Source organism: Pseudomonas sp. TH07, from assembly GCF_016651285.1.
GTDB lineage: Bacteria > Pseudomonadota > Gammaproteobacteria > Pseudomonadales > Pseudomonadaceae > Aquipseudomonas.
This window is the reverse complement of sequence record NZ_JAEKED010000001.1, coordinates 7,206,714-7,218,653: the sequence shown is the minus strand read 5'-3', so window position 1 is coordinate 7,218,653 and position 11,940 is coordinate 7,206,714. Positions and strand designations below refer to the sequence as shown.

General features: G+C 63.4%; 15 protein-coding genes. 12 read left to right on the top strand and 3 right to left on the bottom strand.

Annotated features, from left to right (window positions below; genetic code table 11):
- Window positions 1–35 precede the first annotated feature (35 nt).
- Complete coding sequence (locus JFU57_RS32890; protein ID WP_020295738.1) at window positions 36–524, top strand: GyrI-like domain-containing protein; 489 nt, start codon at window positions 36–38, stop codon at window positions 522–524.
- Window positions 525–927: 403 nt separating this feature from the next.
- On the top strand, window positions 928–1,425 hold the full coding sequence (locus tag JFU57_RS32885) for a GNAT family N-acetyltransferase (RefSeq protein ID WP_078470901.1): 498 nt from the start codon (window positions 928–930) through the stop codon (window positions 1,423–1,425).
- 10 nt (window positions 1,426–1,435) lie between these two features.
- Here the strand turns inward: JFU57_RS32885 and JFU57_RS32880 are convergent, their stop codons facing one another.
- Window positions 1,436–1,921, bottom strand: coding sequence for a GNAT family N-acetyltransferase (locus JFU57_RS32880; RefSeq protein WP_178102945.1), 486 nt, complete (start codon window positions 1,919–1,921; stop codon window positions 1,436–1,438).
- A 139-nt stretch (window positions 1,922–2,060) separates the two neighbouring features.
- Here JFU57_RS32880 and JFU57_RS32875 point away from each other — a divergent pair, with 139 nt between their 5' ends.
- From JFU57_RS32875 to JFU57_RS32860, 4 genes are all read left to right on the top strand, one after another.
- Entirely contained in the window at window positions 2,061–2,495 is a 435-nt protein-coding gene (locus JFU57_RS32875; RefSeq protein WP_078470899.1) for a YybH family protein, read from the top strand.
- Window positions 2,496–2,563: 68 nt separating this feature from the next.
- The gene (locus JFU57_RS32870) at window positions 2,564–2,908 is read left to right on the top strand and encodes a YciI family protein (protein WP_020295733.1); all 345 of its coding nucleotides are present in this window, start codon (window positions 2,564–2,566) and stop codon (window positions 2,906–2,908) included.
- Window positions 2,909–2,934: 26 nt separating this feature from the next.
- Entirely contained in the window at window positions 2,935–3,426 is a 492-nt protein-coding gene (locus tag JFU57_RS32865; RefSeq protein ID WP_201132040.1) for an SRPBCC family protein, read from the top strand.
- Window positions 3,426–4,679 carry an RNA polymerase sigma factor gene (locus JFU57_RS32860; protein ID WP_201132039.1) on the top strand — a complete coding sequence of 418 codons (1,254 nt, stop codon included), beginning with the start codon at window positions 3,426–3,428 and terminating at the stop codon, window positions 4,677–4,679. Before JFU57_RS32865 ends, JFU57_RS32860 begins: the two co-directional genes overlap by 1 nt.
- 35 nt (window positions 4,680–4,714) lie before the next feature.
- Here the strand turns inward: JFU57_RS32860 and JFU57_RS32855 are convergent, their stop codons facing one another.
- Complete coding sequence (locus JFU57_RS32855) at window positions 4,715–5,569, bottom strand: LysR family transcriptional regulator (protein WP_078470895.1); 855 nt, start codon at window positions 5,567–5,569, stop codon at window positions 4,715–4,717.
- An 89-nt stretch (window positions 5,570–5,658) separates the two neighbouring features.
- On the opposite strand from JFU57_RS32855, the gene JFU57_RS32850 reads away from it, so the two are divergent.
- The 5 genes from JFU57_RS32850 (at window position 5,659) to JFU57_RS32830 (ending at window position 9,900) form a co-directional block, all read left to right on the top strand.
- Window positions 5,659–6,093, top strand: a complete 435-nt coding sequence (locus tag JFU57_RS32850; RefSeq protein WP_201132038.1) for a multidrug/biocide efflux PACE transporter — start codon at window positions 5,659–5,661, stop codon at window positions 6,091–6,093.
- Between the two features lie 307 nt (window positions 6,094–6,400).
- Window positions 6,401–7,009 (top strand): paraquat-inducible protein A, encoded by a 609-nt coding sequence (locus tag JFU57_RS32845; protein ID WP_078470893.1) that lies wholly within the window; start codon window positions 6,401–6,403, stop codon window positions 7,007–7,009.
- The gene (locus tag JFU57_RS32840; protein WP_078470892.1) at window positions 7,009–7,623 is read left to right on the top strand and encodes a paraquat-inducible protein A; all 615 of its coding nucleotides are present in this window, start codon (window positions 7,009–7,011) and stop codon (window positions 7,621–7,623) included. The genes JFU57_RS32845 and JFU57_RS32840 overlap by 1 nt, the downstream gene beginning before the upstream one ends.
- Window positions 7,616–9,298 carry a PqiB family protein gene (locus tag JFU57_RS32835; RefSeq protein WP_201132037.1) on the top strand — a complete coding sequence of 561 codons (1,683 nt, stop codon included), beginning with the start codon at window positions 7,616–7,618 and terminating at the stop codon, window positions 9,296–9,298. Before JFU57_RS32840 ends, JFU57_RS32835 begins: the two co-directional genes overlap by 8 nt.
- The gene (locus JFU57_RS32830) at window positions 9,295–9,900 is read left to right on the top strand and encodes a PqiC family protein (protein WP_078470890.1); all 606 of its coding nucleotides are present in this window, start codon (window positions 9,295–9,297) and stop codon (window positions 9,898–9,900) included. Before JFU57_RS32835 ends, JFU57_RS32830 begins: the two co-directional genes overlap by 4 nt.
- A 5-nt stretch (window positions 9,901–9,905) precedes the next feature.
- Here JFU57_RS32830 and JFU57_RS32825 read toward each other — a convergent pair whose 3' ends face one another.
- Window positions 9,906–10,823: a LysR family transcriptional regulator gene (locus JFU57_RS32825; RefSeq protein WP_078470889.1), complete on the bottom strand. Its 918-nt coding sequence runs from the start codon at window positions 10,821–10,823 to the stop codon at window positions 9,906–9,908.
- A 256-nt stretch (window positions 10,824–11,079) separates the two neighbouring features.
- On the opposite strand from JFU57_RS32825, the gene JFU57_RS32820 reads away from it, so the two are divergent.
- The gene (locus JFU57_RS32820; protein WP_201132036.1) at window positions 11,080–11,838 is read left to right on the top strand and encodes a 5-oxoprolinase subunit PxpA; all 759 of its coding nucleotides are present in this window, start codon (window positions 11,080–11,082) and stop codon (window positions 11,836–11,838) included.
- Window positions 11,839–11,940: the final 102 nt, after the last annotated feature.

Sequence of the window (11,940 nt, the reverse complement as noted above, 5' to 3'; positions counted from 1 at the left end):
CCGAACCCGTTTCTTACCGGCAGGAGTGGCTTTTCATGGATGAGCAAAAACAGGGCATTGCCTCGCAACCGCGCTTCGAAAGAGGGCGTTTTCTGCTGCTTGCCGGTTTGGGCGGACGTTACGACCAGGCCAGCGCCGCGACTATTCCCCAGCTCTGGGAGCAATTTGCGCCCCATATCGGCCAGGTGCCGGGCCAGGTGGATGACGTGACCTACGGCATTTGCTGCAACGCCGATGGCCAGGGTGCGTTCGACTACGTGGCAGGTGTCGAGATCAGCAAGCTCGACGACTTGCCCGAGCGATATCGCTGGGTGGAAGTGCAGCCGCAGCACTACGCGGTATTCGAGCATCAGGGGCCGTTGCAGTCCTTGCCCCAAACCTTTCACTACATCTGGAAAACCTGGCTGCCGCAGTCCGGTCGCGAGGCGGCGGATGCGCCGGAGTTCGAGCGTTACAGCGCCGACTTCAACCCGGCCACCGGTGACGGTGTGCTGGAAATCTGGCTGCCGCTCAAGGCCGACTGAGGCGTTTTCGAAGGCGCCCTGACGAGTGCTGCAACGGGCAGCGGCCAGGGGCGCTCAGCGCTGTTTTTTATCCCGTCGTTCATGCAGGAAGTCGATGTACAGCGTGATGAAACCGAAGGTGCTGATGCCAAACAACAGAAGCAGGCCGATTTGGGTGTTGCTCATGGACAGGGCTCCGATAGAGGAGGCGGGCGCCCAGCCAGTTAAAGGCCGGGAGCACGCCGGGCACAGATAAATAGCCCCGTCGCCGGGCCTTGGCCAGGGTGTATATGGAGGTTTTACGGCCTGGCGAAGGATCCATATGCAACTGATACGTTTTTGTCCGGCAGGCAGTTGGCAACGCCCCGGCGTTGGTAGAATCCGCGCCTGCCCCTTCACCCGCCCGAGGTCCCCGTTGCCCGCCATGAATGCTTCCAGTCTTGAAATTCGCCAGGTCCTGCCCGCCGACCTGGACCGTTGTTTCGCCATCGAAACCCTGGCCTATGAGGGCGATGAAGCCGCCACCCGGGAAAAGATCGCAACCCGTATCGCCACCTGGCCCACCGGCTTTATCGTTGCTGAAGTGGACGGGGTGATCGCCGGCTTTATCAACTCCGGTGCGGCCTTTGAGGTGGAAATGGCCGATGAGGCGTTCAAGGAACTGATCGGCCACGACCCGGCCGGGCCCCATGTGGTGATCATGTCAGTGGTGGTGCACCCGGACTACCAGGGCCAGGGCGTGGCGCGGCAACTGCTGCAGGCGTTTATCGGCAACATGCGCGAACTGGGCAAGGCCAGCATCCACCTGATGTGCAAGGAGCGGCATGTGCCGTTGTACCAGCGCTTCGGCTTTGTCTACTGCAAAGCCTCGGCGTCGGACCACGGCGGCATGGCCTGGCACGAAATGGTGCTTGAGCTGTAGGCCTGCGGCCTTAGAAGTTCAGGGTCATCCTGCGTTCGTAGCCGATGCGGCCCTTGTAGGCCTCGCCGCTGTCGACCCAGCCCTGTTTCAGGTAGAGCTTGAGCGCGGCCTGGTTATCGGCATCCACCGACAGCATCAAGCCCTTGAGTTCCGGCCAGGCCAAGCGCGCCGCCTCGGGCAACGCTTGCAGACAGGCCTGGCCGTAACCCCGGCCCTGGACCCGATGGTCGACTTGCAGGGCATGCAGGGTGGCGGTGCCAGCACTGGCCCAGTGCGGCAGGAATGGCCCGTGCTTGAGCAGCAGAAACGCCACCGGCCGTTCATCGGCGAGCAGAGCGAAGCCCTTGATGCCCGGCTCCGGCGCCTTGAGCAGGGTATGCAGGGCGGTGTAGATGTCGCCGGAAAAAGCCTTTTGTTCCGGGTGTACTTCAAGTCCGTCGAGTAGCTCGCGCTGGGTGGCGTCGAGCTGTTCGTAAGGCACCAGTCGGGTAGTCAAGGCACTGTCCATGTTGTTTTTGGAGGGGCGTCGATTTTAGCGATTTGCGGTGCGTGCGCATTTTTTTTCTTGGGCATGTCGATTGGCGGGGCGCGCAGACGACTAAGGGTGTCTTCACTCAATGGCAAGGAGTACCCCCATGAGCATGCACCCCAGTGAAACCCAGATCCGCAGCCTGATCGACGCCTGGCGCCAGGCGGTGATGGCCAAGGATATCGAGCGCATCGTCAGTTACTACGCCGATGACATCACCGCCTTCGACGCGGTGGGCGCCCTGCAATTCAAGGGCAAGCAGGCCTACCGCGATCATTGGCAGGCGTGCATGGAGTTCTGCCCCGGGCCGGGGATTTTCGATTTCGAGCAATTGCAGATCGTGGCCGCCGACGACATCGCCTTCGCCCACTGGCTGGCCCATTGCGGCGGTACTGATGAGCAGGGGCAGACCAAGGCCTGCTGGATGCGGGTCAGTGCCGGTTACCAGCGTATCGACGGACAGTGGCGGGTGCGGCATGAGCACTGGTCGGCACCGTTCGACATGCAAAGCGGCAGCACCCAGTTCGACCTGCAACCCTGATCGTCGGGTTTTTCGGCAAAGCGCCCAACAGCGGCCATAGTTGATCAGCCCGATCATGGAGAGCCCCCATGAAATACCTATGCCTGGTCTACAGCGACGAACAGTTGCTGCACAGCTTGCCCGACAGCCCGGCGGACGCCGAATGCATGGCTTACGCCGAAGCGGTGCAGGGCAGCGGCCGCATGCTCGCCGCCGAGGCGCTGGCGTCGGTGCAGAGTGCAACCACGGTGCGCATGCGCGCCGGCAAGCTGTCGATCACCGATGGCCCATTCGCTGAAACCAAGGAGCAACTGGCCGGTTTCTACCTGATCGAGGCCCGGGACCTGAACGAAGCCCTCCAGGTCGCCGGGCATATTCCGGCGGCGCGGGTCGGCAGCGTCGAGGTGCGCCCGGTACGTCAATTGAATCCCTGATAACAACCATAAACAGGAGTTTGACCATGACTCATGCGCAAGCAGGCCACGCGCCTGCCCAGTACCAACTGTCCATCAGCCGCCTGATCGATGCGCCTCGGCGCAAGGTGTTTCGTGCCTGGACCGAGCCAGCCCTGCTCGCTCAATGGTGGGGTCCCCATGGCATGACCACGCCCGAATGCGAGATGGACCTGTGGGTCGGTGGCCAGTTTCGCACCCTGATGCGTGCGCCGGACGGCCAGGAATACCCGACCATGGGGGTGTTCCTGGAGATCGTCGCGCCGCGCCGGCTGGTGTTTACCGACGCCTTTGTCCCGGGCTGGATCCCCTCGGCCAAGCCCTTCATGACCGCCGAAGTGACCTTCGACGAAGTCGATGGCAAGACCCTCTACAGCGCGCGCGCCATGCACTGGAGCGAAGCCGATCAGAAGGCCCATGAGGCAATGGGTTTTCATGAAGGCTGGGGCCAGAGCCTGGATCGATTGGTCACCCTGGTCACCCAAGGCATGCCGGACTGATGCCCAGGCACGCGGGGCAGGCCGTCCCGGCACTGGTCGAGACGGTCTACCGCGAGCAGTCGCGGCGCATCCTGGCGACCCTGATACGCCTGCTGGGGGATTTCGACCTGGCTGAAGAGGCCATGCACGAGGCGTTTTTTGTCGCGGTCGAACGTTGGCAGCGCGATGGCGTGCCGGATAACCCCCGGGCCTGGCTGGTTTCGGTCGGGCGCTTCAAGGCGATTGACGGCCTGCGCCGGCGCGCGCGGTTTGCTGCGTCCCAGGCGGCGCTGGCCAGGCAGTTGGAACAGTTGGAGCAGACCGAGTGGAGCGAGGACGATGTGGAAGATGATCGCCTGCGGCTGATCTTCACCTGCTGCCACCCGGCCCTGGCGGCGGATGCGCAAGTGCCGTTGACCCTGCGCGAGATCTGCGACCTGAGTACCGAACAGATTGCCCGGGCCTTTCTCACGGCCCCGGCGACTATTGCCCAGCGCATTGTGCGGGCCAAGGCCAAGATCCGTGAGGCGAAAATTCCTTATCAGGTGCCGTCCCTGGGTGAGCTGCCGGAGCGCCTGGACAGCGTGCTGCGGGTGATTTATCTGGTGTTCAACGAGGGTTATTCGGCGTCCGTCGGCACTGAGCTGACCCGTGACGAGCTGACCCGCGAGGCCATTCGCCTGGGGCGGTTGTTGCTGGAGCTGCTGCCGGAACCGGAAGTCATGGGCCTGCTGGCGCTGATGCTGCTGCATGAGTCGCGACGACCGGCGCGGGTTTCCGTGACTGGCGAGCTGGTGCTGCTGGATGAGCAGGATCGGCGGCTGTGGAACGCCGAACTGATCGTCGAAGGCTGCGCCCTGGTCGAGCGGGCGCTGGGCACCCGGCGCTTCGGGGCTTACTGCCTGCAGGCGGCGATTGCAGCTGTGCATGCCGAGGCGCCGACAGCGGGGCAGACCGACTGGGCGCAGATTGTCGGCCTGTATGACGTGCTGTTGCGGGCGCTGCCATCGCCGGTGATCGAACTCAACCGCGCCGTGGCCCTCGCTCAGCGCGACGGTCCGCAGGCGGGGTTGGAGCAGGTCGAGGCGCTGCTGGCCCGTGGCGAATTGCAGGATTACCACCTGGTGCACTCGGCCCGGGCCGAATTCTGCCGCCAGTTGGGCCGCGACGAACAGGCCCGCGAAGCGTACCTGCGGGCCCTGCAACTGACCCGCCAAGACCCCGAACGCCGCTTTCTCGAACGCCGCCTCGCTGCCCTGCCGCCGTCCTTGTAGCCGAGCCTGGCGGCAGCGGCTACAGGCTGGCTCCCTTACTCAAGCATCTGCCCCAGCAGCCAACTGCCTGCCGGGCCGGGCGGATGCAGGCGTGACCAGAGAGCATCCACTGCCACTTGGCGCGGCCAGCCGCGGGCGTCGAGTTCATGCAGGCTGCCCGCACCGAAGCGCTCTACCAGCCAGCGTGGCAAGGGCGCCCAGCCGAAACCGCCCTGGGCCATTTCCAGCAGCATCAGGTAGCTGGGGGCCGACCAGACGCGGCCCCGGGCACGACTTTCGTAAGGGTTGATCACCGTCGCCAGGCGCAGTTCGCGATGCTGTTGCAAGGTCTCCTTGTCGACTTTGGCGAGGCTCGCCAGGGGATGTTGCGGCGACACAAACAGGGCGATTTCGGTGCGTTCATCGACGGTGGCCCAATCCAGGTCCGTGGGGTAGCTGGGCTGCATTTCGGCGAAGGCGATCTGTGCCCGCCCGCGTTGCACCAGTTCCACCAGGTCCTCGCATTCGGCGATCAGGCATTCCAGTTCAAGGTCCGGATAGCGTTGTTCGAACGCCTGCAGGGAAGCCTCGAAGCGGTCCGATTGATAGGTGTCGGACAGCGCCACCGTCAGCTTGGCCTCGACGCCCCGGGACAATTGGCTGGCGGCCATTTCCAGGCGACTGGTGGCCGCCAGGATCTCTTCGGCGCGCTGCAGCAGTACATGCCCGGCGGGAGTCAGCCCGGGCTTGCGACTGCTGCGGTCGAACAACTGCACATCCAGGTCGATCTCCAGGCTGGCGACAGCGGCGCTGATGGTCGACTGACTCTTGCCCAGCTTGCGCGCGGCAGCGGAAAACGAGCCCTGGGTGGCCGCCTGGACAAACGCCAGCAGCACTTCATGTGAAGCCATGAACTATCGCCTTGGTCGATGGTTATTGGTTATGAAGTATCGGTATTTGATTGGATCATGGCAACCACCTTCACCCCTGGAGCCGGACCATGAACTCCCAGAAATCCCTGAAAGAACGCGTTGCCCAGGCTGTTGGCTTCGAAGTGCTGGCGTTGCTGATCTGTACGCCGTTGCTGGCCTGGTTGATGGACAAGCCCCTGGTGAACATGGGCGCGGTGACCCTGGGCATCGGTCTGATTGCCCTGGCCTGGAACGTGGTGTTCAACAGCGTGTTCGATCGCTTGCTCAAGCGCCTGGCGTTGAGCCACAGCCCCTGGACCCGGGTCTTGCACGCCCTGTTGTTCGAAGGCGGGCTGGTGGCGGTCAGCGTGCCGCTGATTGCCTGGTGGTTGCAGGTCAGCCTGTGGCAGGCCTTGCTGCTGGATATCGGCGTGCTGCTGTTTTTCCTGCCGTACACCTACCTGTATCACTGGCTGTACGACCTGGCGCGGGAGCGCCTGATGCGCCTGCGAATGGCGAACTAATGTCACGGGCCTGGGTCATAGAGTCCGCTGCCGAGAGTCGATGGCCAAGCGTCGCGGCGCCTCAGTCAGAGTCAACAGAAGCGGCGTTGCTTTAAACAGCAACCCGCGCTTGAGTTGGCTATGCTGCATTGCAGCCTGCAACAGCCCGATGCAGAGCCCTGATAGCGACCTTCAGGGTGACGCGCGAAGCGCACTCGGTCTTGGGGCTGCAGGCCTGGAGCCTGGAACCGGCCAGGGTGATGATTGATAGAAACGATGTGCCGGTTCATGTAACCGAATCTGCTGTTCCCTCGACTAGCTGAAGGCCATGACCCTTTCTCCATCCTGGATCATCTGCGAGCACTGCGATTCGCTGTATCAATCAGTGCCGCTTGGCAAAGGCCAGACGGCCCAGTGTTCACGCTGCGGCGCAGTGCTCGCCAGGGCCAGCCGCTGGAGCGTGCAACAGCTGTTTGCGCTGTCGATTACCGCTGCCGTGCTGTTTGTGTTCGCCAACGCCTTTCCAGTGATCAAGATCAGCCTCGAAGGCCTGAGCAACGAAGCCACCCTCTGGCAATCGGTCGAGGCCCTGGCCTATGGGCGGATCAGTCTGATTGCCGCTGTCACCGGATTGACCATTATCCTTGCCCCCTGCCTGCAGATCGTTCTGCTGTGCTGGTTGCTGGGCTTTGCCAATGTCGGCCGCGCCGCGCCGGGCTTCAAGATGTGCATGCGCACCCTGGAACACCTGCGGCCCTGGAGCATGCTCGAGGTGTGCCTGCTGGGCATCCTGGTGGCCATCGTCAAGCTGGCGGGCATGCTCGATGTGCACCCGGGCCTTGGGCTGTGGGCGCTGTCGATGTTGACGGTGCTGATTATCCTGATTTCCGGCAAAGACATCCGCCGGCTCTGGCACGACCTGGAGGGCCGCTATTGATGAGCGCGCCACCCTATGCCCGCGACCTGCAATTGATGCTCTGCCATACCTGCGGCCAGGTCTGCGCGCAAGACGTCCATCACTGTCCGCGCTGCGATGGCGCCGTGCACAGGCGCAAGCCCAACAGCCTGACGCGCACCTGGGCGTTCCTGCTGGCGAGTCTGATTTTCTATATCCCGGCCAACCTGTTGCCGGTCATGTACACCAGCATGTTCGGCAGCGGCAGTGAAAACACCATCCTCAGCGGCGTCTACGAGTTCTGGAGCCACGGCTCCTGGGACATCGCGCTGCTGATCTTTATCGCCAGCGTGGTCGTGCCCTGCATCAAGTTCTTTGCCCTGGCGACCCTGCTGATCAGTTGCCAGCGGCGCAGCCATTGGGCGATGCGCGAGCGCGCCCGGCTCTATCGGTTTATCGAAGTGATCGGTTACTGGTCGATGCTCGACGTGATCGTGGTCGCGCTGGTGGCCGCGCTGGTGCAGTTCCGCGCCCTGAGCTCGATCGAGCCGCGCATGGGCATTCTGTTTTTTGGTTTGGTTGTGGTGCTGACGATGTTGGCGGCCATGAGTTTCGATCCCCGGCTCATCTGGGATGTAGAGGTGGAAGATGTCTGATGATCCAGGTTCCAAGCAATCGCCTGCCCCAGGCACTCCGGCGGTCAGGACACGGCGCTTCAACGTATCCCTGGTCTGGCTGGTGCCGATTGTCGCGGCCCTGGTCGGGGTGTCGATGATGATCAACAACTCCCTGTCGGCCGGGCCGCAGATTTCCATCAGCTTCCTGACCGCAGAAGGCCTGGAAGCCAACAAGACCCAGGTCAAATACAAGAATGTGGTGATCGGCAAGGTCACCGCCATTGCCCTGAGCGATGACCGCAGCAAGGTCAACGCCACCGTCGAACTGGATCAGTCGGCCCAGCCGTTCACCGCCGACGATTCGATGTTCTGGGTGGTGCGACCCCGTATCGGCGCCAACGGTATCTCCGGGGTCGACACCTTGCTTTCCGGGGCCTTCATCGGCGCCGACGCCGGGCAATCAGGCAAGACCAGCAAACAGTTCGTCGGCCTGGAAATCCCGCCGGCGGTGACCTACGGCCAGCAGGGCAAGCGCTTCACCCTGCGCACCGATGACCTGGGTTCGCTGGACATCGGCTCGCCGGTCTATTACCGGCGGATCCAGGTCGGGCAGGTGATTTCCTATCAACTGGCCAGCGATGGCAAAGGGGTGGATGTGCGGGTGTTCGTCAACTCGCCCAATGACCAGTACGTCACCACCGATTCGCGCTTCTGGAACGCCAGCGGCGTGGACGTGACCCTGGGGGCCAACGGGCTCAAGGTCAACACCGAGTCCCTGTCGTCGATCCTGGCGGGCGGCATTGCCTTTGTCGAACCCAAGTACAGCCCGAACCCGGCACCTGCCGCCGAAAACGCCACCTACACCCTGTTCGACGACCAGGACACCGCGCTGGCCCCGCCCGATGGCGAGCCGCGCTACATGCGCATGCGTTTTGACCAGCCGTTGCGCGGGCTGGCGATCAATGCACCGGTGGAGTTCCTGGGGGTGAACATCGGCAAAGTGGTGTCGATGAACCTGGATTTCGACGAGCAGAAAAAGGACTTCTGGACCGTGGTCGGCGTGGTGATCTATCCCAATCGCCTGGGCAAGGTTCAGGAAAAGCTGCTCAAGGAATGGGGCGGAGAGGACGAGGCGCGCTCAGCAGAGTTGATCGCCGGCTTCGTCAAGCGCGGCCTGCGGGCCCAGGCGCGCAGCGGCAACCTACTGACCGGGCAATTGCTGATTTCCCTGGACTTCATGCCCAACGCCAAGCCGGTCGCGTTCGATCAGAATGCCAAGCCGCTGGAGATTCCGACCGTGCCGGGCAGCCTCGACAAGCTGCAGGAGCAAGTGCAGCAAGTGGTCGAGAAAATCAGCAAATTGCCGCTCGATGCCATCGCCAACAACCTCAATTCCAGCCTCGGGGAAATGAACAAGACCCTGAAGCAGGTCAACGGCGAGGTGCTGCCGCAGATGCGCGATACCCTGGTGCAGACCCGGAAAACCCTGGCCACCGCCAACGACAGCTTTTCCGAGGACTCGCCAGAGCGCCTGCGCCTGGGCCAGGCGATGGATGAAGTGCAACGCACTGCGCGTTCGGTACGGGTGTTGACCGACTTCCTCAGCCGCCATCCCGAGTCGTTGATTCGCGGTCGCCTCAAGGACAATCAGCCGGATGCCTACAAATCCACGTCATCCTCTGTTCGTGAACCCGAGCCGGAAGCCCAGCCATGAAAACCCCCATCCTGTTGTTGAGTGCGGTAGTGGGCCTGGCAGCCTGCAGTTCGGCGCCGACCCGTTATTACACGCTGATGTCGCCCGTGGCCGAAGGGGCCGCCGCCGGCGTTGCGGCGCCGGGGTTTCAATTCGAGATGGCGACGGTGCGCATTCCGGCCCAGGTCGACCAGCCACAGTTGGTGGTGCGCCAGGATGGCGGGACCTTGGCGATTCTGGAAACCCAGCGCTGGAGTGCGCCGCTGGTGGATGAGTTTCATGACGCCCTGGCCAGCCAGCTGGAGGTGAGGCTGGGGACACGCAACCTCGAAGGGTTGCCCAAGCAGGCCGGGCGCCCGGTGCTGTCGCTGCAGACGGATGTGCGACGCTTTGATTCGTTGCCGGGGCGCTATGCCTTGATCGATGTGGTATGGAGCCTGCGCCTGCGCGGCGAGGGCGCACAGGCTCGGAGCCTGACCTGCAGCAGCCAGATCCGCCAGCCGGCCGGTGTCGAACTGGAGGCGCTGGTATTGGCGCACCAGCAGGCCATCGGGCAACTGGCGCAGAGCATTGCCAGTACCGCTCGGCGCTGGGCGCAAGTGCCATCCACCCCTTGCCCCTGAGCTGATCAGCGCCGAGCCGACAACTGCTGCGGTGCCAGAAACGCATCGTGGAAATAATCACGCAATGCCTGCATCGCCGGGGTGAAGTCCCGCTCGCGGTGCCAGGCCAGGCCCACGCTCATGGGCGTGACCGGGTCGGTGACGGTCAGGGTCTCGATGCGCTTGCCCTCCAGTGACCAGGGGCGATGCACCAGATCGGACAGAATCGCCACCCCGCTGCCGTTGGCCACCATGCTGCGCACCGCCTCCACCGAACTGGTGCGCACCCGGACCTTGGGTTGCTGCCGGGCGTGTTCCCAGTAGCGCATGGCACTTTGTTCAGCCTCATCCACCGTGAGCAGGATGTAGGGTTCGCGGGCCACGTCGGCCAGGCTGACCGCCGCCCGCTCGCACAGCGGGTGGTGGCTGGGCAGCCACAGGCGCCGTTCGGAGTTGAACAGAATCTCCGAGACGATAGCCGGGTGGGTAAGGTTGGCGGTCAGCACCACCGCCATGTCGAAGCGGCCTTCCAGCAGACCTTGTTCGATGGCCTGGCGCTCCTGCTCGTGGACCTCGATGGTCACGTCCGGGTGCCAGTGTTCCAGGCGTTGCAGGTGATGGGGCAGGAAATAGCCGATCACCGTGTAGCTTGCAGCCAGGCGCAGCACGCCGCTGGCGCGGTAGTCCGGCAGTGGGCTGTTCAAGGCGTCGTCGACGCTGCGCAGAATCACGTAGGCGCGGTTGAGAAAATGCCGCCCGGCATCGGTCAGGTTCATGCCCTGGGCCGAGCGCACGAACAGCTGCACCGCGAGCATGGCTTCCAGTTCCTTGATCGCCGTGGTCACCGCCGACTGGGAAATATTCAGGTGAATCGCCGCCTGGGAAATCTGCCCGATCTCAGCAGTGGCCACAAAGTAGCGCACCTGACGCAACGTCAAAGACATCAACAACTCCTCAAACCACCCACATTGATCCAATAACCGCCCGTAGCCGCTGCCGAGCCCCGCGAGGCTGCGCTGTCCCGAACAGGCACCGATAAACCCAAAGCTCTGCATCGCCCACCGGGGCCAGCACAGCCTGCGGCGGCTACAGTATTATCTGTTTTTCAGAAGATACCCTATCTGATAATAGATCTTCCCAAGGGGTCGGCCCGCAGCCTAATTTTGCCTGCAACCAGTCACGACAGGCGGAGCAACGGTGATGCAGGCAGTGGACTTCAATTCGGACATGGGCGAAAGCTTCGGCCCCTGGACCATCGGCGATGGCGTCGACGCCGAGCTGATGGGGTTTATCAGTTCAGCCAATATCGCCACCGGCTTTCATGCCGGCGACCCCGGCACCATGCGCCGCACGGTCGAGACCGCCAAGCGCCTGGGGGTGGCCATTGGTGCTCACCCGGGGTTCCGCGACCTGGTGGGTTTTGGCCGCCGGCACATCCATGCCCCGGCCCAGGAACTGGTCGACGACATGCTCTACCAACTCGGCGCCCTGCGGGAAATTGCCCGGGCCCAAGGCGTACCGCTGCAACACATCAAGCCCCACGGCGCGCTGTACATGCACCTGGCCCGGGATGAACAGGCCGCGCGGCTGCTGGTGGAAAACCTGCAACGCCTGGAGCCGCAGTTGCTGTTGTACTGCATGCCCGATTCGGTGATCTGGCGCGTAGCCCGCGAGCTGGGGCAACCGGTGATCCGTGAGTTTTACGCCGATCGCGACTACGACCTCAGCGGCTCCATCGTCTTCACCCGCCAAGTGCGCGCGCTGGATCCTGGCGAAGTCGCGGCCAAGGTCTTGCGCGCCTGCCAGAGCGGCCTGGTGCGCACGGTCGAAGGTCAAGACCTGCCCATCGCCTTCGATTCCATCTGCCTGCACAGCGACACCCCCGGCGCCCTGGCCTTGGTCCAGGCCACTCGCCAGGCGCTGGACCAGGCCGGTATCGAGGTGCGCGCGCCGCGCTGATGCCCTGAAACACCCAGTGCGCAGACCTCGGGTTTTGCTCAACGCGTTGAATTTTTTTGCCTGCCTTTCTACAAGTATTCCAAGAGGAACAGACATGGCCGA